This window comes from Streptomyces sp. NBC_00996 (genome assembly GCF_045162675.1).
Taxonomy (GTDB): Bacteria; Actinomycetota; Actinomycetes; order Streptomycetales; family Streptomycetaceae; genus Streptomyces.
Genome location: NZ_CP108723.1, coordinates 6,522,310 through 6,543,874 on the forward strand (window position 1 = coordinate 6,522,310; position 21,565 = coordinate 6,543,874).

At 68.5% G+C, this 21,565-nt stretch carries 18 protein-coding genes, 3 tRNA genes and 3 pseudogenes; 18 read left to right on the plus strand and 6 right to left on the minus strand.

The features are described from left to right. Positions 1–39 precede the first annotated feature (39 nt). Entirely contained in the window at positions 40–306 is a 267-nt protein-coding gene (locus OG390_RS30755; RefSeq protein ID WP_189190376.1) for a GlsB/YeaQ/YmgE family stress response membrane protein, read from the plus strand. 88 nt (positions 307–394) lie between these two features. Here OG390_RS30755 and OG390_RS30760 read toward each other — a convergent pair whose 3' ends face one another. After that, positions 395–883 carry a YajQ family cyclic di-GMP-binding protein gene (locus OG390_RS30760; RefSeq protein ID WP_355789823.1) on the minus strand — a complete coding sequence of 163 codons (489 nt, stop codon included), beginning with the start codon at positions 881–883 and terminating at the stop codon, positions 395–397. Positions 884–1,107: 224 nt separating this feature from the next. Here OG390_RS30760 and OG390_RS30765 point away from each other — a divergent pair. Then, positions 1,108–1,189: transfer RNA gene (locus OG390_RS30765), tRNA-Tyr, on the plus strand. 393 nt (positions 1,190–1,582) lie between these two features. Here OG390_RS30765 and OG390_RS30770 read toward each other — a convergent pair. After that, a pseudogene (locus OG390_RS30770) lies at positions 1,583–2,097 on the minus strand (helix-turn-helix domain-containing protein); the annotation flags it as partial. A 325-nt stretch (positions 2,098–2,422) separates the two neighbouring features. Here OG390_RS30770 and OG390_RS30775 point away from each other — a divergent pair. The 5 genes and pseudogenes from OG390_RS30775 to OG390_RS30795 form a co-directional block, all read left to right on the plus strand. Then, positions 2,423–2,629 (plus strand): annotated as a pseudogene (locus tag OG390_RS30775) (transposase family protein); the annotation flags it as partial. Positions 2,630–2,696: 67 nt separating this feature from the next. After that, complete coding sequence (locus tag OG390_RS30780) at positions 2,697–3,533, plus strand: ISAs1 family transposase (protein WP_406172695.1); 837 nt, start codon at positions 2,697–2,699, stop codon at positions 3,531–3,533. Between the two features lie 62 nt (positions 3,534–3,595). Then, positions 3,596–4,141, plus strand: coding sequence for a tyrosine-type recombinase/integrase (locus tag OG390_RS30785; protein WP_406172696.1), 546 nt, complete (start codon positions 3,596–3,598; stop codon positions 4,139–4,141). 705 nt (positions 4,142–4,846) lie between these two features. Continuing rightward, positions 4,847–7,033: a tetratricopeptide repeat protein gene (locus OG390_RS30790; protein ID WP_406172697.1), complete on the plus strand. Its 2,187-nt coding sequence runs from the start codon at positions 4,847–4,849 to the stop codon at positions 7,031–7,033. An 820-nt stretch (positions 7,034–7,853) separates the two neighbouring features. Further along, the gene (locus OG390_RS30795) at positions 7,854–8,675 is read left to right on the plus strand and encodes an IS5 family transposase (protein WP_406172698.1); all 822 of its coding nucleotides are present in this window, start codon (positions 7,854–7,856) and stop codon (positions 8,673–8,675) included. Here the strand turns inward: OG390_RS30795 and OG390_RS30800 are convergent. Both OG390_RS30800 and OG390_RS30805 read right to left on the minus strand, forming a co-directional pair. After that, positions 8,602–9,231, minus strand: coding sequence for a hypothetical protein (locus tag OG390_RS30800; protein WP_406172699.1), 630 nt, complete (start codon positions 9,229–9,231; stop codon positions 8,602–8,604). The genes OG390_RS30795 and OG390_RS30800 overlap by 74 nt on opposite strands. A 178-nt stretch (positions 9,232–9,409) precedes the next feature. After that, positions 9,410–9,874: pseudogene (locus tag OG390_RS30805) on the minus strand (site-specific integrase); the annotation flags it as partial. An 18-nt stretch (positions 9,875–9,892) separates the two neighbouring features. Here OG390_RS30805 and OG390_RS30810 point away from each other — a divergent pair. Together OG390_RS30810 and OG390_RS30815 are read left to right on the plus strand one after the other, a co-directional pair. Continuing rightward, the gene (locus tag OG390_RS30810) at positions 9,893–10,012 is read left to right on the plus strand and encodes a DUF6233 domain-containing protein (RefSeq protein WP_406172700.1); all 120 of its coding nucleotides are present in this window, start codon (positions 9,893–9,895) and stop codon (positions 10,010–10,012) included. Between the two features lie 422 nt (positions 10,013–10,434). Then, positions 10,435–11,325 (plus strand): hypothetical protein, encoded by an 891-nt coding sequence (locus tag OG390_RS30815; RefSeq protein ID WP_406172701.1) that lies wholly within the window; start codon positions 10,435–10,437, stop codon positions 11,323–11,325. Positions 11,326–12,265: 940 nt separating this feature from the next. On the opposite strand, the gene OG390_RS30820 is transcribed toward OG390_RS30815, so the two are convergent. Continuing rightward, on the minus strand, positions 12,266–12,922 hold the full coding sequence (locus tag OG390_RS30820) for an SDR family oxidoreductase (protein ID WP_406172702.1): 657 nt from the start codon (positions 12,920–12,922) through the stop codon (positions 12,266–12,268). 69 nt (positions 12,923–12,991) lie between these two features. On the opposite strand from OG390_RS30820, the gene OG390_RS30825 reads away from it, so the two are divergent. Next, positions 12,992–14,125 carry a hypothetical protein gene (locus OG390_RS30825; protein WP_406172703.1) on the plus strand — a complete coding sequence of 378 codons (1,134 nt, stop codon included), beginning with the start codon at positions 12,992–12,994 and terminating at the stop codon, positions 14,123–14,125. Between the two features lie 194 nt (positions 14,126–14,319). Here the strand turns inward: OG390_RS30825 and OG390_RS30830 are convergent, their stop codons facing one another. Further along, positions 14,320–15,570 (minus strand): amidohydrolase family protein, encoded by a 1,251-nt coding sequence (locus tag OG390_RS30830; protein WP_406172704.1) that lies wholly within the window; start codon positions 15,568–15,570, stop codon positions 14,320–14,322. A gap of 475 nt (positions 15,571–16,045) precedes the next feature. Between OG390_RS30830 and OG390_RS30835 the strand changes: the two genes are divergently transcribed. From OG390_RS30835 to OG390_RS30870, 8 genes are all read left to right on the plus strand, one after another. Further along, positions 16,046–16,118, plus strand: a tRNA-Thr gene (locus OG390_RS30835). A 46-nt stretch (positions 16,119–16,164) separates the two neighbouring features. Then, positions 16,165–16,237 (plus strand) — tRNA-Met (locus tag OG390_RS30840). 88 nt (positions 16,238–16,325) lie between these two features. Next, entirely contained in the window at positions 16,326–16,490 is a 165-nt protein-coding gene (gene rpmG / locus OG390_RS30845) for a 50S ribosomal protein L33 (protein ID WP_004571794.1), read from the plus strand. 177 nt (positions 16,491–16,667) lie between these two features. Continuing rightward, positions 16,668–17,120 carry a MaoC family dehydratase N-terminal domain-containing protein gene (locus OG390_RS30850; protein ID WP_406172705.1) on the plus strand — a complete coding sequence of 151 codons (453 nt, stop codon included), beginning with the start codon at positions 16,668–16,670 and terminating at the stop codon, positions 17,118–17,120. A gap of 1 nt (position 17,121) precedes the next feature. Beyond that, entirely contained in the window at positions 17,122–17,550 is a 429-nt protein-coding gene (locus tag OG390_RS30855) for a MaoC family dehydratase (protein WP_399077279.1), read from the plus strand. A gap of 567 nt (positions 17,551–18,117) precedes the next feature. Further along, complete coding sequence (locus tag OG390_RS30860) at positions 18,118–18,687, plus strand: TetR/AcrR family transcriptional regulator (RefSeq protein WP_406172706.1); 570 nt, start codon at positions 18,118–18,120, stop codon at positions 18,685–18,687. Positions 18,688–18,779: 92 nt separating this feature from the next. Further along, positions 18,780–20,219, plus strand: a complete 1,440-nt coding sequence (locus OG390_RS30865) for a DHA2 family efflux MFS transporter permease subunit (RefSeq protein WP_406172707.1) — start codon at positions 18,780–18,782, stop codon at positions 20,217–20,219. A gap of 290 nt (positions 20,220–20,509) precedes the next feature. Further along, positions 20,510–21,565, plus strand: a complete 1,056-nt coding sequence (locus OG390_RS30870) for a UDP-N-acetylmuramate dehydrogenase (protein WP_406172708.1) — start codon at positions 20,510–20,512, stop codon at positions 21,563–21,565.

Here is a 21,565-nt window from a genome sequence, read left to right on the forward strand (position 1 = left end):
GCACAGCACACGCACAGCACGGAGAGGCAGGTTCACGGCATGAGCATCATCAGCTGGATCATTCTGGGGCTGCTGGCCGGAGCCATCGCCAAGTTCCTGCTGCCGGGCCGTGACCCGGGCGGCTTCATCGGCACGACCCTCATCGGCATCACGGGGGCCTTCATCGGCGGCTGGATATCCGCGCGCTGGCTGGACCACCCGATCACCAAGCAGTTCTACGACGGTGCCACGTGGGCCGCCGCGATCGGCGGCTCACTCGTCCTGCTCGTCCTCTACCGCATTCTGTTCGGCGACTCGCGCCGCTGAGCGCGCACCCCGAGGCCGCAGCCAGCAGGCGAGAAGGGTGGGCACCCCCGGGCGCCCACCCTTTCTCGTACGTGCAACGAACCGACGGCTACCGGTAGTTCACGAACTGCAGCGCGAAGTCGAAGTCCTTGCCCTTGAGCAGGGCCTGCACGGCCTGCAGGTCGTCGCGGCTCTTCGAGCTGACGCGCAGCTCGTCGCCCTGAACCTGCGCCTTCACGCCCTTCGGGCCCTCGTCGCGAATGATCTTCGCCACCTTCTTCGCGTTCTCCTGGGAGATGCCCTCTTCGATCGACGCGAAGATCTTGTACTCCTTGCCGGAGAGCTGGGGCTCACCGGCGTCCAGCGACTTCAGCGAGATGCCGCGCTTGATCAGCTTGGTCTCGAACACATCGAGGATGGCCTTCACCCGCTCCTCGGAGTTCGCTTCCATCAGGATCTTCTCGCCGGACCAGGAGATGGAGGCGCCGACGTTCTTGAAGTCGTAGCGCTGCGAGATCTCCTTGGCGGCCTGGTTGAGGGCGTTGTCGACCTCCTGCCGCTCGACCTTCGAGACGATGTCGAAACTGGAGTCGGCCATGTCCTGTGGCTCCTTGTATCGGGGTGGGGATCGGGGTGCATGGAGATGCATGGGGGCAGCCGTCGAGCCCGCCATCGGTCCCGGGCCGCATCCGCATAAGCCTAGCCACCCCCTCCCCTCCAGGCGCCGATCAATGGGGTGGCGAAGCACCCCCGGGCATCAGGTATCGTTTACGTCGTTGCCAACGAGCACCACCAAAAAGTGGGTCTCAAGGCAGCAACCCCGGCGGTGTGCCCGAGCGGCCAAAGGGAGCAGACTGTAAATCTGCCGGCTCAGCCTTCCCAGGTTCGAATCCTGGCGCCGCCACGCTGGGGAGACCCCCTCCGAACTGCGATCGAGCAGTTCGGAGGGGGTTTCTTCGTACCTCGGGCGGCCTTTCGACTGTAATCGAAACAGGGTGACTTGTCTCACGTCGTCGCGCCCGGATCCCGGGGCCGATCAGAGTTTCCGGACCAGACGCGGACCAGGTCTGAGGACGTCGGTGGTGTTCGAGAGACGACATACCAGCACTGCGCCGACCGGCTGTGAAGAGGTGTGGATGAGCGGGCAGTCAGTCCGCTCAGCGCGCGTTTGGGCGGCGGCCAGCGATCCCGGTCCATGGCCCGACGGGTGAGGTAGCTCGCCTTGGCCGGCGAGATTCGGTTCGATCCTGAACGGCCGTAGAGTCGCTCTAGGTGTATCGCCCTGTGGCTGGTCGCGTTCATAGCGGCGTATGGGCCGGCCGGTCGCGCGGTCCAGGTGCGTGAGGCGGGTCAGACCGAAGCGGGTCAGTACCCGGTGGACGGTCGAGGGCACCAGCTGGAGCAGATGCGCGATGCGGGCCGGGCCCCACCGGCGCGTGAGCCTGACCTTGATGATCCGCCGCTCTGCGCGGGTGGGGGAGACGAACGCCAAGGTCGAACGCCTCAACCGCACCCTGCTCGACGAATGGGCCTACGCCCGCCCCTACCGCTCAGAGCAGCGGGCGAACTGGTGCACGTGGACATCAAGAAGCTCGGCAACATAGTGCGGCGCGGGCTGGTGTGCGGGCGGCAGGAGCGGTTGGTCATCCCGGCCTCGCCCAGGGCCCGGTAGCGGCCGGCCCACCGCTGGGCTGTGGTCGGCGAGACCTGGAAACGCTCGGCTGCCCGGCGCAGCGGCCAGCCGTCCTCGACCACGCAGCGGGCCAGACGCAAGCGGCCGGTCTCGGTCAGAGGTGCATTACGGTGGGGCACGAGGGCCTTTCTGTTGCTGGTCGTAGATGTCGCAATCCACACCGGGCCAGAAGGCCAGGGCTCCGTCGTTCTCGCGGTTGGTCCGGAGCACCGGGTATGGGCCCAATACCCCAAGTCGGCGGTGGTGGGCGGTTCGCGAGGGGCGGGGATACGCCTGCAGGCACGGCTTCCGGTGATCATGGAGTGTCGAGTTCGCTGATCACCACAACGGAAGACCGTGCCTGCTGCGCCATCATCACCCATCCCCGTCGGGTTGGGCCAACTCGCGGGCCGTGATCCCGCCTGTCCTGACGAACTGCCCGGCCTGCTGACCTGGCTGGCCCGCGTGCCCGACCCGCGCCGCCACCGGGGCCGCCGTCACCCGCTGCCGTACGTCCTGGCAGTCGCCGCCTGCGCGGTCCTTGCCGGAGCGAAGTCCCTCACCGCGATCGCCGAGTGGGCTGCCGATGCCTCTGACCGGCTGCTGTTCTGCTGCGGGGCCGCGCTGCGTGATCCGGATCGGCCCTGCCGGGCGCCCAGCGAGGCGACCGTGCGCCGGGTACTGCAGCGCATCGACGGCGACGCGTTCGATGCGGCGATCGGAGGCTGGCTCACCGCTCGTGCCGCCGCCTCCCGCGCCGCCGACCAGGACAGACACCCGCCTGCCCGCCCGGCGCGGGCAGCGGTCGCGGTGGACGGCAAGTCCCTGCGCGGAGCGGTACGCGCCGACGGCCGATTGCGTCCACCTGATCTCCGCTCTGCGCGACGACGGCATCGTGCTGGCCCAGCGCGAGGTCGACACCAAGAGCAACGAGATCACCGCGTTTCGGCCGCTGCTGGACCCGCTGGACCTGACCGGCGCGGTGGTGACCTTCGACGCGCTGCTGACCCAGACCGACCACGCGAAATACTTGGTCGAGCAGAAAGAAGCGCACTATATCGCCGTGCTCAAGGGCAACCATCCAAGCCTGCACGCGCTGGTGAAGAACCTGCCGTGGAAGGAGGTTCCGCTGCTGGACCGCACCCGGGCCACCGCACACGGCCGTGACGAGATCCGCCGGCTCAAGGCCGCCACCGTGCCGCATCTGCCGTTCCCGCACGCCGACCAGGCACTGCAGATCGTCCGCCGACGGCGCACCCTGCGCACCGGGAAGGTGTCGATCGAACGGGTCTACGCGATCACAAGCCTGAGGACGCACCAGATGAACACGGCCGACCTGGCGGAACGCGTTCGCGGGCACTGGGCTATCGAGAACCGCGAGCATCACGTCAGGGACGTGACGTTCGGCGAGGACGCCTCGCGGGTGCGGACCGGCGGCGCGCCGCGGGCCATGGCCTCCCTGCGGAACCTGGCCATCGGCGCACTCCGCCTGGCCGGGCGGGGCAACATCGCCGAGGGCCTGCGCCACCACGGGCGGGACATGACCCGGCCGCTGGCAACCCTCGGACTCACGTGATCATTCCGGATCGATCGCGAGAACGACGGAGCCCTGTCGACTGGACGCATCCGGACGGCCCGATGGTGCATGTACAACGGCAAGTAGTTCACGATGGCTCGTTCCTGACGTACGCCCTCCCCAAGGGGGGAGACGACGATGACCCGAAGGACCGCTGGATCGAGCTCACGAATGACGTGGCCGTCCCCCTGCGCGAACACATGGAGAAATACCCACCCGTCGAGGTGACCCGACCGTGGAGCCACAGGGGCGGCGCACCGGTCACAGTGCAGCTGATCTTCTATACACGGGAGAAGACCGCTATTCAGTCGAACTGGTTCAACTCCTACCGCTGGAAACCAGCCCTGGCAGCAGCCGGCCTCATCAAGCCCCTTGACCCGGACGCGAAGGGACGGCGCTGGGAGAAGTCCCGCGACATGATGATGCACGCCCTGCGACACCTGTACGCGTCGATGATGATCAACGGCGGGGTGGACGTGTACACGCTCGCCGACCGGCTCGGACACACCGATCCTGCGTTCACCCTCCGTAAGTACGTACACCGGGTCGCGGGAGCCGGTTCCAAGATCCGCATCGCGGTCCGGAGCGCCTACACGAGGGCCGCCTGACACCCGCACTGGTCGGCGTGTGCAGCGTTTGTGCAAGATGATCTTCAGAAGGTTCGTTTAAGCAGGTCAGAGAGGCTGTAGAGGAGTTCCGCGACATCTGACCGGCGGGGTGTCGTGCCCCTTGGGGGCACGGGGCACGACATCTCAATAGCCGAGCTGACCTGCGAATATCTCCCTCCCCCTCCACTGGTCACTGTTGTTTTTCAGCACCTCATGCAAGGCCCGTACAAAATGATCTTGAATGGTTGACGGTACGGTACGCCAGAAGCCTTTGAGCATCCGTCAGCCTTCACGAGAGTGGTCGCCGAAGTGACCTCGCAACGTCCGATGTCGGTCGAGTCACGCCGACTACGTCTGGTCGACGAGGTGAACCGGCATCCGCCCGACGGCTCCGGTCTCGCGACGCAGCCTGGGGTTCGCCCTGCGCACAGAGCGGACCCCGAGACCGAGGGCGCCCACAAGATACTGTCCGGCTGCCGTGAAAATCTGACCCCCGCCAAGATCCGGGCCGCGCCCTCCAGCCCGGATGCCTTGCGCGAGATACTCGCCGCCCTCGGCCAGACCGACGCCGTGGTGAACCGTCCCGGTTCGGTGGGGACTGGGCGTAGGGTGGCGGGCTGCCAGGGTGCTTCACAGCGTGGCTGGAGATCACTTATGAGTCGTGGTAGGGGTGGGCGGCTGCCGTCCGCTGTGACGGGTGTCCTGGTGGCGGCCGCCGTCGGCCTCGTGGGCAACCTTGCCACCAACACCGTGGAGCTGTCGTGGCGGTGGTGGCCGACTGTGGCGTGGACTGCAACCGGGGCGCTTCTGGCGGCCTCGGCAATCCTCGAGTGGGTGCGGCACAGGTCCGGCGCGGATCCGGTCAGGATGGGCACCTCCGGGTCGGAGGTCCGGGTGTTCGGGGCGATTCCACAGCAGGCGTGGCATTGGCAGGAGCGGACGGATGAAGCGGCTGTGCTGCGTGAGACGCTAGGAAGCAAGGGCAAAGCGGCGTTAGTCGCGCTGCCTGGTGAGCGGGGTGCCGGCAAGTCGCAGTTGGCGGCGACGTACGCCCGCCGGTGCGTGGCTGACGGCTATGACCTGGTTGCGTGGATCAACACCGAGTCGGGGCCCGTCACCGGACTGGCGCTGCTGGCCGATCAGCTGGGTCTCAGCGAGGCGGAGCAGACGCCCGAGGTGGCGGCGGCTGCAATGCGACGAGTGTTGGAACGCGACGACCGGGCCCGGCGGTTGGTGGTGTTCGACAACGTGGACGACCCAGACGCGCTTAACAATTTCCTGCCGACGACAGGCACCTCAAAGGTGATCATCACCAGTAACCGCAGGGAGTTCACCAGCTTGCCGGGTATTACGGCGGTGCCGGTCGGCATGTTCACGCCTGCTCAGGGGCTGGCGTTCCTCGGTGAGGCGACCGGCCTGCCTACCACGAATGATGCTCGTGAGGTGGGTGAACAGTTGGGATGGCTACCACTGGGGTTGGCGCAGGCTGCCGCGTACATGGTTCAGGCCAGGCTCTCGTATCGGCAGTATCTCGCTGCCTTGGAGGAACAGGACCTGGATGAGACGCTGCGTCGCCAGGCCGGCACCGACCACCCCGGGGTGCTCAAGGCCACGCAACTCGGCCTCGCCGGATTGCGCCGTACCGCCGCCGGCGGCAATGCGGCTCGGCTCGTGACGGTGTTGTCGCTGTTGTCCCCGAGCGGAATCAGCCGCACCCTGCTGACTCAGGTGGAGACCGCCTTGAGCCTCGAGGGCAGGCTGAGGCACGCGCTGCAGGTGCTCGCGACCCGGTCCCTGATCACGCTCGGGGGTACCACGCAGGACCAGCACGGCGGCGACGGCGTGGTGGTGTCGATGCACCGTCTGACCGCTCGGGTGATTCGCCATCAGGCCGGTAAACCACCAGGCAGGACGCTCGCCACCGCCATCACCACCGCGACCCGGATGCTGCACACGCTCACCGACGAGTTCCCGTATACCCAGGTGGCCCACCGCCGCGCCGAACTCGACGAGCTTGTCGCCCACGTCCTGAGCCTGCGAGGCTACAGCCACGACCCGTCGCACCTGCTCTTGAGCCAATGCGACTGGGCCGGCAGAGCCCTGTACGAGACGGGAGACCTCACCCGTGCCATTCCGGTACTCGCGAGCACCCTCGCCGACAGGGAGCGGGTCCTCGCACCCGACCATCCCGACAGCCTGACCTCCCGCAACAACCTGGCCGCCGCCTACCGGGCCGCCGGGCGCCACCACGAGGCGATCGCCCTGCACCGGAGGACCGTCATTGACAGGGAGCGGGTCCTCGGGCCCGACCACCCCGACACCTTGGGCTCCCGCAACAACCTGGCCGGCGCCTACCGGACGGCCGGGCGCCACGACGAGGCGATCCCACTGATCGAAGCGGTGCTCGCCGACAGAGAGAGGGTCCTCGGGCGCGACCACCCCGACACCTTGGGCTCCCGCAACAACCTGGCCGCCGCCTACCGGGCCGCCGGGCGCCACGACGAGGCGATCCCACTGATCGAAGCGGTGCTCGCCGACTGTGAGCGGGTCGTCGGGCCCGATCACCACGAGACCTTGGGCTCCCGCAACAACCTGGCCGCCGCCTACCGGGCCGCCGGGCGCCATGACGAGGCGATCCCGCTTGCCGAAGGGGTGGTCGCGGACTGCGAGCGGGTCCTCGGGCCGGACCACCCCCACACACTGACGAACCGCAACAGCCTGGCCGAGGCATACCGGTCGGTGGGACGCCTCGACGAGGCGATCGACCTTTACCTGCAGACGCTCGCCGACTGCGAGCGAGTCCTGGGACCCGACCACCCACTCAGCGTCGCTGTTCGAGACAACCAAGCCTCAACTCAGCGAAGTAGAGGAAGCGTTGACCGGCCACGGTGAACCCGGGGCGACAGGCCCATCTCCTCCTCGATGGCACGGCCGATCTCTGGCCACGGCGCGCGCAGCGCACCGACGAGCGCCCAGTAGTTGGCATGTCACTGAACAGAGCCCCGGCACCAAGACGTGCGGTATCTCGGTCAACGACCCCTATGATGCGCCGGGTGATTCCTCCCGCCCCTCACGCAGACGGCGGTTCTCCCGCCGCAGCGCGGCCGGTTCTTCGCATTCGCTGCTGGTCAGGCCGTCCCGCTCGCCCGCGCCGACCTCGACGGATCGAGCCCATCTCGACCTGTTCGGGAACGGGTTCGCCGGTCAGGGCTCCGTCGTTCTCGCGGTTGGTCCGGAGCACCGGGTATGGGCCCAATACCCCAAGTCGGCGGTGGTGGGCGGTTCGCGAGGGGCGGGGATACGCCTGCAGGCACGGCTTCCGGTGATCATGGAGTGTCGAGTTCGCTGATCACCACAACGGAAGACCGTGCCTGCTGCGCCATCATCACCCATCCCCGTCGGGTTGGGCCAACTCGCGGGCCGTGATCCCGCCTGTCCTGAGAAGCCGTATTCCTATCGATCATGAGGGCGGTTCTGATCGAACGGGTTCCCTGGTCGGGTGATCTTGACCGGGTGGGCTCATGAAAGCAGGACCTCCGGTGCAGCACGAGGGTTGCGAAGCCAACTCGTGCACCAGGAGGCCCTGTTGTCCCAGTCTTGCGTGACGACACTGTTCCCGTCCAACTCCCGCGTGTCGGCGTGCGATTGCCTCGCTCACCGGTTCGGGAACGCGGCAGACCGTCCCGACCGGGTGCGGCAGTACCCCTCCGACATGACGGACGCCGAGTGGGCGGTGGTGCGTGACGCGCTGCCGGTCCCGGCCTGGCTCGAGGGCCGGGGCGGCCAGCCGGAGGGCTACTGCCACCGGCAGATGTTGGACGCGATCCGGTACGTCGCCGACAACGCGATCAAGTGGAGGGCGATGCCCGTCGACTTTCCGGCGTGGGACCGGGTGTATGCCTTCTTCCGCCGGTGGCGTGACAGGGGCCTGGCCCGCGAGTTCCATGACCGCCTGCGCGGACGGGCCCGCCGGGCCGAAGGCCGGGAGGCGGAGCCGACCGCCGCGATCATCGACTCGCAGTCGGTCAAGGGCGCCGCGTCGGTGCCCGCCGCCTCACGCGGCTACGACGGCGGCAAGAAGATCAACGGGAGGCGCCGACACGTCATCACGGACAGTATCGGGCTGCTGCTGATGGTCCTGGTGACCGCGGGGAACGTCACCGACCGTCAGGCCGCCCGCGTCATGCTGCCCAGGCTCCGGGAGAAGTTCCGGAAGATCACTCTCGTCTGGGCGGACGGCGGCTACCGCGGCCGCCTGGTCACCTGGGCGAAGGAGAAACTCCAGCTCACGCTAGAGATCGTCAAGCGCAGTGACGACATGAGCGGCTTCGTGGTGCTGCCCAGAGGGTGGTGCGTGGAGCGAACACTGGGGTGGCTGATGCGCTCGCGGCGCCTGGTGCGGGACTTCGAGACGCTGCCCGCCTCCAGCGAGACGTTCATCTACTTCTCGATGGCCATGCTCATGAGCCGCCGCCTTGCCCGGACGGCATCCCGCCCGCGAGGTGAGCAGGCGTGGTGGGCTCGCGCGGCGTGAACCGCCCCGTCGGCGAGGCGGTCAGCCAGCCCCGCTCGGCCAGCCGTTTCGCCTTCGAACGCACTCCCTCGATCTTCGCCGGCACCGCCTCAAGGCCCAGCCGCCCGGCCAGTTCCTTCGCCGAGATCCCCTCGCCGTTGTCCGGACCGGTCTCCACCAGTTCCACGATCCGCCGGTAGTCCACCGCGAGCGCCTGAACCGTCGCCCCCGCATGCCAGCGCGACACGATGGAACCCGCGACCGGGGCCCTCGCCGTGTCCGCCACCGTCGCGGTCGTCGCCTCACTCACCGGGGCGGCCGGCTCCTTCAGCATCGCGTCCCGGCCGGCCAGGGTCTCGGCGAGCTCGGCCGTCGCGATCACCCGCCGCTCCAACAACGCCTCTGCCTCGGCGAGTTCAGCAAGAACTCGCTCAGCCTCGGCGCGAAGCTCCTCCGCCCGCCCCCGGGCAGCCGCTTCCCGCTCCTCCACCAGCGCCATCACTGACGTCACGCTCAACTCCGCATCGCCGAGACCGAACCAGACGCCCGAACTCTCCCGCAGCGGCGCCGACACCATGCCTAGCGAGTAGCCGGGAGGTGAGATCCCTCCCGGCTACTCGCTAGAGGGGTTTTCTTGTTGGTCGCCCCTGTTCCATTCGGTGTGGACGGGGCGTGGACGTGTCTCATCTCGTTTCGCCCATATCCCACCGTCAATCAGTGCGTGTCCCCCAGACGTCCCCCGGGGGTGAGCATGGTCACTCCGGTTCGTTCCACTCCCGAAATGCTGCGTCGATCCGGCTGTTCGCCCGCTCCCGGGACTGGTCAAGCACCTTGGCGTACACCTTGTGGAGTACCGCGATGCTGTGCCCGGCGCGCCGCGCACACTCCATCGCGTCCACCCCGGAACTGAGCCAGAACGAGACGCCGGCGTGCCGAAGGTCGTAGGGGCGGCGAGCCGTTTCCGCCTCGTTGAGCACGTCCTTCCGAGCCTTGGCCCACACCTCCCCGTAGCCGGTCTCCTGTAGCAGGCCACCGCGGTTCGTCCGGAAGAGGCGGCCATCGGATGCCGCGCCGTGCGTGGCGATGTGCTGCCGCAGCAGACGGACGAAGTGTGGGGGGATCGGCACCGGATGGGAGTCCTTCTTGGCGCGGGCCTTGAGCCGGCGCATCTCATGCGCCGTTCCGTCGTCGGTCCAGCTAGGTCCAGCCCGGGCAACTCCCACGTCGGCGGCTGCCACATGGCAGACAAACGCAGCAAGGGCGCCAGCAGGGAGCAGGCGTGGCGGGCCCTCACCGTCGACGGCATCGATGCCTGCCCGCACTGCCGGCCCGACACCGATTTCGGCGTACTCGACTAGGCGCCGCGTCGCGGCTTCCGTGCCGTCCTCTTCGCGGGCGCCTTCTTCGCCGTCTTCTTGGCTGTCTTCTTCAGCTCGGAGAAGTAGACCCCACGGCCCGATAGGGCATCTGGCTGCGATTTCGCACAGCAAGGTGTCCCAGTGAGGGGCCGTGGGCCGTGGGTGGGCCGCCAAGCCCGGCGGCCGGCTTTGTCGCACGCGCGCGCTCGGTCTCGGAAACGGATGGCGTTGCCGTTCCCGACCGAGACTGTGCCGTACTCGTCAGGCCGCGCACACGCTCTGAGCTGATCGGGTGAAATGCGATGGCAACGCAAAGAGATCGACGGATTACACAGTAAACGCTCGTCAAGATTTACGGGAGACCCGTCATTCGCGTGATTCGTAATGGGCGGGTCGGCCCCCTGTGACGCTAAGGAGCAAAGATGTTCCCCAAATTCATCGTAGCGCGCGTCGCTCAAAGCCTCGGCCTCGGCGCCGTACTGGCGATGAGCGCGACAGCCACCCCGGCGGCGGCGGCACAAGCAACGTTCGTTCCCTGCGACCCCGGCCAGCTGTCGGCGGCCATCGCCACCGCCAACCAGCAGGGAAGCGGTGTGCTGTCCCTTGCCCCGAACTGCGTGTACACCCTGAGCAGCCCACTTCCGGCCATCACGGGGAACATCACCATCGACGCGAACGGCGACACCATCACGCGGTCCAGCAGCGCGCAGAACTTTCGCATCTTCACCGTCGCCGCCAATGGTCACCTGACCTTGCAACAAGCGACCGTGTCAAACGGAGTGGCTACGGGAAGCTTCCCGGACAACTTCGGCGGAGGCATCGCCAACTTCGGATTCCTCGATGTCGTGGACAGCCGGATCAGAAACAACACTGCCGACTTCTCCGGCGGCATCGGAAATGTGGCAACTGCCATGATCGTGCGCACCACCGTTTCGGGCAACACCACGACGCACAACGGTGGCGGCGCCGCCAACGACGGGTCAATGACGATCGTCAGGAGCCGCTTCAACAACAACTCTGCCACCGGGTTCGGCGGCGGAATCGCCAACGACGGAAGCCTCACGGTGCGGGACAGCAACGTGAACGGAAACGTGGCGTCTGATGGTGGCGGAATCGCCAACCTTACGATCGGTTCAAACGCCGGAACCGCGATCGTGCAGAGCTCGAACGTCAACGACAACACGGCCACCGACGGCATCGGCGCAGGCGGCATCCTCAACCAGCCCCCCGCATCCGTCACCCTCACGGACAGCCGTGTCCGTGGCAACACTCCGACAAACTGCGCCGGTACCGTGCCGGACTGCACCAACTGAGTCGCCCAGGGCGGCTGACTGCTCAAAGCCGCGCACGCCGACGAGCGGCGTAACTTCCGTTCAGCAATGCGGAGGTGCTACGCCGTTCCGCCGCAGCTGGACCTCAGGAAGCCGGCTCATCCGCTCGGGGCCGGCTTTCCTTCCCAGCTGCGGGCGGTGCCCTTTCAGGCCAGTGTCCTGAGCCGGGAACTCGGCTCGGATATCCGGCGAGGCGGTGGTTCTGCACTGACGCAGGCTTGCAGTCGCTGGACGAACTGCCGGACGCGGCCGGCTTTACTGGCGGCTCCTGCAACCCCATGCCCTGGACCTCTTCCATCGGGCCACAGCCACTGCACTGCCCGGTCAAACACTCCCAGACGCGGCGGGCGCGGCTGGCCGCGTAGCCCGATACTCGCGGATCAGAGGCCTGTACGGCCGGGCGCGCAGCGAGTTCGAGGCCGTCCTTGCCCACCGGCGCTACACTCTCGGCGACATCCACCCAAACACCCTCACCACCCGGCACGCACTCGCTTACCTTCAACAGTCCCGTGTGGTCGACTGACCAAATCATCAGCCCCCAATGGCTGCCGGGCCGAGGCTTCGGGACGAGGGGTCGTGACGGCGGATTTTGACGTGTCGGGTAGGAGGCCCGGATTCCCCCAGGTGTCCCCCAGCAGCGGCAGACGCAGGAAGAACCGCAGGCCACGCATGGCGGACGGAGCCCGCTGTAAATCTGCCGGCTCAGCCTTCCCAGGTTCGAATCCTGGCGCCGCCACGCTGAGGGAGACCCCCTCCGAACTGCGATCGAGCAGTTCGGAGGGGGTTTCTTCGTATACGGGGCCAAACTCCGTTGTCGGCGCCCCGCGAGCGGTTGGGATTCTCTCCGTATGGCCAACTGGGCAACCTTCGTCGCCGGAAGCGGCGTTTCAGGGCGAGACCGGCGTGATCCGGAGGTCAGGTTTCAGTTCCCCGCCACCGACTTGACCGCCACCGAGATCGGTGTCGAGCCGCTGATCAGTTCCAGCGTCAGGCCCGTCGTCGCCGGGGTGTCCACCAGTTCCGCGAGAACCGCGGCAACGTCGTCGCGCGGGATCATGCCGCGGCCGGTGGAGGCCTCCAGACGTACGAGGCCGGTGCCGGCGTCGTCGATGAGGCTGCCGGGGCGCAGGATCGTCCAGTCCAGGCCCGTACGACTGCGTACGTACTCGTCGGCCTCGCCCTTCGCGCGCAGATACGCGTCGAAGACGTCATCGCCCTGGTGCGCCGGGTCCGCACCCATCGAGGAGACGACCACGTGACGGCGCACGCCCGCGCGCTCAGCCGCTTTCGCGAACAGGATCGCGGCGCCCTTGTCCACCGTTTCCTTGCGGGCCGACCCGCTGCCCGGGCCCGCGCCGGCCGCGAAGACGGCCGCATCCGCACCCTGCAGATGCGCGGCGACCTCCTCCACCGTGGCCGACTCCAGATCGCACAGGACCGGCTCGGCGCCGGCCGCTCGTAGATCGTCGTTCTGTTCGGCGCGGCGGACGATCCCCGCGACCTCATCACCGCGCGCGGAGAGCAGCCGCTCCAGCCGCAGCGCGATCTGACCATGACCTCCAGCGATGACAATGCGCATGTTTCCGACCGTACGCCCGGATGGACGCCTTCGCCGCACAACCCTGTGGACAACTCACGTGTCACATGGTTGATCACTCCGAACGAGAAACAACGCAAGAACGAAAGAACGAGGGGATGCCGTGCGGCACCGCGCGGCGTCGTAGAGGAGAACACCATCAACGCCATACGCAAGACCGTCACCGCGGCCGGCTGCGCCGCCGCCGTCCTCGCCACGGCGGCCGCCTGCGGCACGGTCCAGAACCTCACCGCGGGGCAGAAGGTGGATCACGCCGTCGACCGGCTCGGCGAACAGAAGTCGCTCGCCTTCCAGTTGGACCTCGACGCCGACTCCGACGCGCTCACCGCGCTGGCGGGTGACGCCGGCTCCGAAGAGGCCCTCCCGCCGGAGTTCGCGAAGCTCCTCAGCGGGCTGCGCGTGGATGTCGCCGTCAAGTCGAAGAAGGCGCTGGCGGATTCGGGCGAGAAGGACCTCATCGGTACGAGTATGAAGATCACGGGGGCCGAAGGCGTCCTGGTCGAGTACCGGGTCGTCGGCGACTTCACGTACTACCGCGCCGACATGAAGGCCCTCGGCAAGGCGATGGGCTTCCCCATGCCGTCGGCCGACGACATCCCGGAGAGCGAGAAGGAGTTGAGGAAGGTCCTGGAGGGAGACTGGGTGAAGATGAATACCCAGGATCTCGCCAAGGCGCAGGAGTCCTCGGGGTTCTCGAAGTCCTCCAAGGGGGCGGACGGCGCCGGCGACATCGACGCCAAGACCCAGCGGAAGATCGTGGCAGCCGTACGCGGTGTCATCGCGCACGACGTCACTTTCCGGGCCGAGGGCGGCAGCGGCGACACCGAACGGGTCGTCGCCAAGGCCAACTTCCGGGAACTGATCAGGGGAATCTTCGACAAGCTCCGGCCGCTGGAGGGCGACCTTCCGCCGGGTACAGACCTCCCCTCGGACAAGGACCTCAAGGAAGCTCCCAACAAGAGGGTCGCGGTCGACTTCACGCTGAAGAACGGCGACCTCACCCAGGTCAAGGTCGACCTCTCCGTCCTCGCCGACGACCCGAAGACCCCCAAACTGCCGCTGGTCCTGAAGTTCTCCGAGGCGGGCGACGTCAGCGCGCCGTCGGGGGCCACGGAGATTCCCGCCGACAAGATGCCCGGCGGCAGCCCGCTCGCCGGTGGCCTGTTGGGCGGCGGCGAGCTCTGAGCGTCAAGACCGCTGGCGACTCCCAGTAGTCGCCGTAGTCGTCATAGTCGCCGCGCACGCGCGCGTGGCCATACAAAACGTGGACGTACAAAGCACCCACGCGCGCGTGGACATACGAAAGCACCCACGCGCGCGTCGCGGGCACGGACCTCCACGCGCGTGACGGCCACAGACACCCCGGCGGGCGGGGCGGCTTACGACGGTTCCCCCCGCCCCTGCCGAGGCAGGTCCAACCCCGCTGCGGCCGCCGAGTTGCAGTACTCCCGCACCGCGCTGGTCCGCGCCACCACGCGCCCCCGATGCACCACGATCCGGCTGTACGCCAACGACAGCGCTCCCGCGAGCCGGTTCCCGCGTACGGCGAGCAATTCGGCCGGAAATCCCGCCTCCACGCGCACCTCGGGCAACCCGAGGGCGGCCCGGGCGGCGCAACTCACCGCGCCGTAGGCGTCGTCGGGCCGCATCCCGTAGCGCGAGGCCAGCAGATACGCGGCCTCCAGCGGGTCCCCGCGCCCCACCGGGTTCGACATGTCGCGCAGGGCGCCGCTGCCCGCCGCGACCCGTACTCCGGCCGCCCGCAACAGCCGTACGGGTGCGATCCCGCGCTGTTCCACGGCACCGCAGCCGCCCTGCGGCAGGCACACCACGGACACGCCCGCCGCGGCGAGTCGGTCGGCGGCCCGGGCGGCCGTCGCGACGGGCAGCCGGCCGAGCGCGCCGCACGGGCCGAGCGTCACCCCGTGCCGCAGTCCACCGGCCATCGCCGCGAGCCGGGCGAGCCGGGCGGGGTCGTCGCCGTCCGTGTGCAGGTCGACCGGACAGCCGTGCTCGGAGGCGAGTTCCAGGATCGCCTCCGCGTACCCCGTCGGATCGGGGTCGACGTCCGGGCAGCCGCCCAGCACGGAGGCGCCCATCTTCACGGCGTCCCGCAGCATCGCGAGCCCGTCGGCCCCGGCCACCCCCGTCAGCACCCGGGGCATCGCCACCGCCGTCAGCTCGGCGAGCCCGCGCAGCGACCGGCGCGCCTGGAGGACCGCCGTCAGCGCGTCCAGCCCCTGTACGTCGCCCACGCGGACGTGTGAGCGCAGCGCGGTGGCTCCGTGGCCGAGTTGCAGCAACGCGGCCTCGGTGGCCCGGCGCTGGACCTCCTGGGCGTCGTATGTCAGGGGGCTGTCGCCGTCGGCCGTCAGGGCCGTGTCGCCGTGCGCGTGCGGCTCGGCCGGGGCCGGCAGGAGGAGGTAGCCGTCGAGGTCCACCTTGGCGGCGAGGACCCCGGAGCCGCCCGTCGCCAGGCTCCCGGCGGTGCCGACCGCCTCGATGCGCCCGCCGCCCAGCCGCACGTCCACGGTCCGGCCGTCGGTGAGCCGTGCCCCGCACAGCAGGAGGGCCGCCGTGTCGGTCTGTCCCGACCAGGAGTGGGGCGGCTGCGGCTGACTGTCGGGCATCGCGCTCCTGGGGCTCGGGGGCGGCTGCGGGAGGGACGACTGCGGAGAGTGACGGCACAAGATCACGCAGGGTGAGTCGAGCCTAGGGTGGCGATCCGTCCGCGTCGGGGAGGAGCGCAATAGTCGTACCGGTGTGGTCCGCAGCCGTATTGGTGTGGTCCGGTGACTCCCACCCGTACGGCCTGAGGGGCTCCTACCCGTACGGCCTGACGGGCTCCTACCCGTACGGCCTGACGGGCTCCCACCCGTGTGGTCCGGCAGCTCCCACCTGTGTGATCCAGGAGCTCCCACCCGCGTGGTCCGGCAGGTGAGGAGGGGCCCGGCACGGACGGGTCCGGCTGTGAACCCGTGGTGCGCGCGGGGCTCATGAGCGGCTACGGGAACGCCCGGGGAAACGGCGGGGAACAGGCCGGGGCGGGTGCCGCGAAACGGATTTGGGCGATCGGCGGCCGACCGTGTAATGTCTTCATCGCTCGCCCCAATAGCTCAGTCGGCAGAGCGTCTCCATGGTAAGGAGAAGGTCTACGGTTCGATTCCGTATTGGGGCTCTGGTGTGAGAGGTTCCCGTCGCAAGGCGGGGCCCGATCGCATCACAGCGGTGTAGCTCAGTCGGTAGAGCAAGCGGCTCATAATCGCTGTGTCACCGGTTCAAGTCCGGTCACCGCTACTGACAGTAGCCGATTGTGGGGTCGGTCCTTCGATCGGCTACTCTTCTATGCGTTAATCGTCCCATCCGTTCGTCAAGGAGCACTCCTGTGGCTGCCACCGACGTCCGCCCGAAGATCACGCTGGCCTGCGTGGAGTGCAAGGAGCGGAACTACATCACCAAGAAGAACCGGCGTAACGACCCGGACCGACTGGAGATGAAGAAGCACTGCCCGCGTTGCAACGCGCACACCGCGCACCGCGAAACGCGATAAATCAGGCTCGTACACGAGGCCGTCCCCTTTGCGGGGGGCGGCCTCGCGTCGTTATAGAGCAAAGACAGTCCGTCCGGCTAAGACGGTTCAGTCCAGCTGTGACAACCGGTCCAGCCGTGACTGCCAGTCCAGCGGTGACTGCCAGTCCGGCGAAGACAACCAGGAGGTGCTGAGCCCATGGCGCTCGACCAGTCCTTCGTGGGGCGGTCCTACCCGCCCACCGACCCCTATGAGGTCGGCCGGGAGAAGATCCGCGAGTTCGCGGAGGCCGTGGGGGACAGTAACCCTGTGTACACGGACCCGGAGGCCGCCAAGGCGCTCGGGCACCCGGATGTGATCGCCCCGCCGACCTTTGTGTTCGCGATCACCTTCAAGGCCGCGGGCCAGGTCGTCCAGGACCCGCAATTGGGCCTCGACTACAGCCGCGTGGTGCACGGCGACCAGAAGTTCGCCTACACCCGCCCGGTGCGCGCGGGTGACCGGCTCACGGTCACCTCGACCATCGAGTCGATCAAGTCCCTGGCGGGCAACGACATTCTGGATATCCGGGGTGAGGTTCACGACGAGGCGGGCGAGCATGTCGTGACGGCCGTCACCAAGCTCGTGGCGCGCGCGGCGGAGGAGGGCTGACATGACGGCGAAGATCTCTTACGCGGATGTCGAGGTCGGCACCGAGCTGCCGGCCCAGACCTTTTCCGTGACCCGTGCCACGCTCGTGCAGTACGCCGGTGCCTCCGGGGACTTCAACCCGATCCACTGGAACGAGAAGTTCGCGGTCGAGGTCGGTCTGCCCGACGTCATCGCGCACGGCATGTTCACCATGGCCGAGGCGATCCGTGTCGTCACCGACTGGGTCGGCGACCCGGGCGCGGTCGTCGAGTACGGCGTCCGCTTCACGAAGCCTGTCGTCGTCCCGAACGACGAGAAAGGCGCGACCATCGAGGTCAGCGCCAAGATCGGCGCCAAGCTCGACGACAACACCGTCCGCGTCGACCTCACCGCGACCAGCGCCGGCCAGAAGGTCCTGGGCATGTCGCGGGCGGTCGTACGACTGGCCTGAGTGCGTAGTGCGTAGTGCGTAGTGCGTAGTGCGTAGTGCGTAGTGAGCAGTGCGCGAAGTGGTGCTCAGCGTGTGAAGTAAGGGGCGTTCTCCATTGTGGGGCGCCCCTTACTGGCGTGAATCCCCCTACTTGCGACAACGTTCTTTGCTTGGGGGGGCGTTCCGGCGTCTGCGTCGTGTTCCGGCACTTGGGCGGCGTTCCGACGTCCTGCGCCGCGCTCCGGCACTCGGGTGGCGTTCCGGCCTCTGCGCGCACTCCGACACTTGTGCGCCGTTCCGGAGTCTGTGCGCCGTTCCGGAGTCTGCGCACCGCGCTGGAGTCTGTGCGCCGTTCCGGAGTCTGCGCACCGCGCTGGAGTCTGTGCGCCGTTCCGGAGTCTGCGCACCGCGCTGGAGTCTGTGCGCCGTTCCGGAGTCTGCGCACCGCGCTGGAGTCTGTGCGCGGTCCCGGAGTCTGTGCGCCGTCCCGGCGTCTGTGTACCGTCCCGGCGTCCGCGCACCGCGCCGTTCCGGCCGACTCCGACACCCTCTTGACGTACTTAGTGATTGAGTACTAACTTACTCCCCATGGTCAGGATGAGCGCAGAAGAGAGGCGCGAGAGCGTCATCCGCGCGGCGATGAGCGAGTTCGCCCGGGGCGGCTATCACGGCACGTCCACCGAGGCGATCGCCAAGCGTGTAGGTGTCTCGCAGCCGTACCTCTTCCGGCTCTTCCCGGGTAAGAAGGCGATCTTCCTTGCGGCGACCGAGCGCTGCATGGAGCTCTTCCGGCGCACCTTCGAGGAGGCCTCGGAGGGGCTGGAGGGCGAAGAGGCCCTGCACGCCATGGGTAACGCGTACGTCAAGGTCATCGAGGATGAGCCGGAGCGGCTGCTCATGCAGATGCAGACGTATGCGGCGGTGGCGGCGGCCGAGGAAGCGGGTGACCGCGAGTTCGGCGAGGTGGTGCGGGCCGGCTGGATGCGGCTCTGGGACGCGGTGCATGTGCCGCTCGGGGCGGACGTGGACGAAACTGCGACCTTCATGGCGTACGGAATGCTCATCAACTGCCTGGTGGCCATGGGCTTTCCGCCCGAGCACCGGGTCTGGGAGGGGCTCTACCCGTCGGCGCGGGCCACAGGCCGGCTGGAGAAGTAGGTACAGGGAAGGCGAAGATCGGCGCCTTTTCATGGGCGCGAAAGTTAGTCAGCAATAACTAACCATTGATAACGATCACTCCTGGTGGAGCGATGTCACCACAGACAGCACGTCGCGGAGGAGCCGCCTGGGCCCTCGTCATCACCAGCGTCGCCGGATTCATGGCGGCCCTCGACAACCTCGTCGTCACCACCGCACTGCCCTCCATCCGAAAGGACCTCGGGGGAGCGCTGGGCGACCTGGAGTGGACCGTGAGCGCGTACACGCTCACCTTTGCCGTGCTGCTGATGTTCGGCGCGGCGCTGGGCGACCGGTTCGGCCGCCGACGGCTCTTCCTCGGCGGACTCGCCGTCTTCACCGGCGCGTCCGCCGCCGCGGCCATGGCGCCCGGCATCGGCTCCCTGATCGCGGCCCGCGCGGTCCAGGGCGTCGGCGCGGCGATCATGATGCCGCTGACACTGACCCTGCTGACGGCCGCCGTCCCGGTCGCCAAGCGCGGGCTGGCGTACGGGATTTGGGGCGCTGTGAACGGACTCGCCGTCGCCTCCGGGCCACTCATCGGGGGAAGCCTCACCGAACACGTGTCCTGGCAGTGGATCTTCTGGTTGAACGTCCCGCTGGGCCTGGCCGTGCTGCCGCTCGCCCGGCTGCGGCTCGCCGAGTCCTACGGCACCGGCGCACCTCTGGACATCCCCGGCACCCTGCTCGCCAGCGGCGGTCTCTTCGGCATCGTCTACGCCCTGATCCGCGGCAACATCGACGGCTGGACCAGCGGCCCCGTGCTCACCGGCCTGATCGCGGGCGGTGCGCTCCTCGCCGGCTTCGTCCACCACGGCATCCATCACAAGAACCCGATGCTGCCGATGCGCCTCTTCCGCAGCCGCGCCTTCTCCGCGATCAACGCCGCGAGCCTGCTGATGTTCGTGGGGATGTTCGGATCGATCTTCCTGCTCAGCCAGTTCCTGCAGGGCGTCGTCGGCTACTCGCCCACCGAGGCAGGCCTGCGGATGCTCCCCTGGACCGGTATGCCGATGATCGTCGCCCCCATAGCGGGGTATCTCTCGGACCGGATCGGCGGCCGCCCGGTCATCACGGTCGGCCTGGCCCTGCAGTCCGTCGGGCTCGGCTGGTTCGCCCTGATCGTCGCCCCCGATGTGTCGTACGCCGCCCAGCTCCCCGCCCTGATCATCAGCGGGATCGGCATGGCCCTGTACTTCGCCCCGGCCGCGAACCTCGTGATGTCCAGCGTCCGCCCGTCCGAGCAGGGCATCGCCTCCGGCGCCAACAACGCGCTCCGCGAGGTCGGCGGCGCCCTCGGCATCGCGATCCTGGCCTCGGTCTTCTCGGCCCAGGGCGGCTACGAGTCCGCGCAGCGTTTCGTGGACGGGCTCTCGCCCGCGCTGTGGGTGGGCGCGGCGGTGGTCGGCGCGGGAGCGGCGGCCGCGGCGCTGCTGCCCCGCCGCCGACCGGTGACCGGGACTCCCGTGGCGTCCTCGGCCGAGACCCGGGTTCTGGAGAACGCGCTGAGGTAAGTCCTGCCCCGACGGCGTCCGCCGAAGGACTGCCCCTCGACCGGGCGCAGGTGCCGCGGCGCTTCGTCGAACAGCATCCGCAAGGACCCGACCAGGACCCGACCAGGACCCGACCAGGACCCGACCAGGAACGGCCCCGCCCCTACGGGCGGGGCCGTTCTCATGCCTCGCCCGCACGGGTGGCGGGGCGCGATCCCGTAGCGCGTGCCCACCGGCGGGTCGGGCGGAATCCCGGACCACGTACCCACCGGTGGCCGGGCGGCCCCGTGCCTTCTCGTACTCTTGAGCCCGTGCAGGAACTCCACGACGCCCCGCTCGCCCCGCTGACCACCTTCCGGCTCGGGGGCCCGGCCACCCGGCTGATCAACGCCACGACCGACGCCGAGGTGATCGCCGCCGTGCGCGAGGCCGACGACGCCGGCACGCCGCTGCTGCTCATCGGCGGCGGATCGAACCTGGTCATCGGCGACAAGGGTTTCGCCGGGACCGCACTGCGCATCGCGACGAGCGGCTTCGCGCTCGACGGTACGAGGCTGGAGCTGGCGGCCGGGGAGGTGTGGACCGACGCGGTCGCCCGCACCGTCGAAGCCGGGCTCGCCGGTATCGAGTGCCTCGCCGGGATCCCGGGCTCCGCGGGCGCGACCCCGATCCAGAACGTGGGCGCGTACGGGCAGGAAGTGTCTTCGACGATCACCGAAGTGATCGCGTACGACCGGAAGACGCGCGAGACGGTCACGCTGACGAACACCGAGTGCGCCTTCTCGTACCGCCACAGCCGCTTCAAGGCCGACCCCGAGCGTCATGTCGTGCTGCGCGTCCGCTTCGAGCTGGAGGACGCGGAGGGACTGTCGGCGCCGATCAAGTACGCGGAGACGGCTCGCGCGCTGGGTGTGGAGCCCGGCGACCGGGTGCCGTTGGATGCGGCTCGCGAGACGGTTCTCAAGCTGCGTTCCGGCAAGGGCATGGTGCTCGACCCCGAGGACCACGACACCTGGTCCGCCGGATCGTTCTTCACCAATCCGATCCTCACGGACGAAGAGTTCGCCGCGTTCCACGCGCGCGTGCAGGATCGGCTCGGCGCCGACGCCGTGCCGCCCGCGTACCCGGCGGGCGACGGCCACACCAAGACCTCCGCGGCCTGGCTGATCGACAAGTCGGGTTTCACCAAGGGCTACGGCGGCGGGCCCGCCCGGATCTCCACCAAGCACACGCTGGCTCTCACCAACCGTGGCGAGGCGACCACCGAGGACCTCCTCGCGCTGGCCCGTGAGGTGGTCGCCGGCGTCCGCGATGCCTTCGGGATCACGCTGGTCAACGAGCCTGTGACGGTGGGCGTCAGCCTCTGA

Excerpts from the sequence above, each read along its gene's own strand:
- OG390_RS30760 (WP_355789823.1), bottom strand. The coding sequence starts at position 883 with ATGGCCGACTCCAGTTTCGACATCGTCTCGAAGGTCGAGCGGCAGGAG.
- OG390_RS30865 (WP_406172707.1), top strand. The coding sequence starts at position 18,780 with ATGTCACCACAGACAGCACGTCGCGGAGGAGCCGCCTGGGCCCTCGTC.
- OG390_RS30795 (WP_406172698.1), top strand. The coding sequence starts at position 7,854 with ATGACGGACGCCGAGTGGGCGGTGGTGCGTGACGCGCTGCCGGTCCCG.
- OG390_RS30800 (WP_406172699.1), bottom strand. The coding sequence starts at position 9,231 with ATGGTGTCGGCGCCGCTGCGGGAGAGTTCGGGCGTCTGGTTCGGTCTC.
- OG390_RS30820 (WP_406172702.1), bottom strand. The coding sequence starts at position 12,922 with ATGCGCATTGTCATCGCTGGAGGTCATGGTCAGATCGCGCTGCGGCTG.
- OG390_RS30830 (WP_406172704.1), bottom strand. The coding sequence starts at position 15,570 with ATGCCCGACAGTCAGCCGCAGCCGCCCCACTCCTGGTCGGGACAGACC.
- OG390_RS30755 (WP_189190376.1), top strand. The coding sequence starts at position 40 with ATGAGCATCATCAGCTGGATCATTCTGGGGCTGCTGGCCGGAGCCATC.
- OG390_RS30810 (WP_406172700.1), top strand. The coding sequence starts at position 9,893 with ATGGCAGACAAACGCAGCAAGGGCGCCAGCAGGGAGCAGGCGTGGCGG.
- OG390_RS30860 (WP_406172706.1), top strand. The coding sequence starts at position 18,118 with ATGGTCAGGATGAGCGCAGAAGAGAGGCGCGAGAGCGTCATCCGCGCG.
- OG390_RS30855 (WP_399077279.1), top strand. The coding sequence starts at position 17,122 with ATGACGGCGAAGATCTCTTACGCGGATGTCGAGGTCGGCACCGAGCTG.
- OG390_RS30785 (WP_406172696.1), top strand. The coding sequence starts at position 3,596 with ATGGTGCATGTACAACGGCAAGTAGTTCACGATGGCTCGTTCCTGACG.
- OG390_RS30850 (WP_406172705.1), top strand. The coding sequence starts at position 16,668 with ATGGCGCTCGACCAGTCCTTCGTGGGGCGGTCCTACCCGCCCACCGAC.
- OG390_RS30815 (WP_406172701.1), top strand. The coding sequence starts at position 10,435 with ATGTTCCCCAAATTCATCGTAGCGCGCGTCGCTCAAAGCCTCGGCCTC.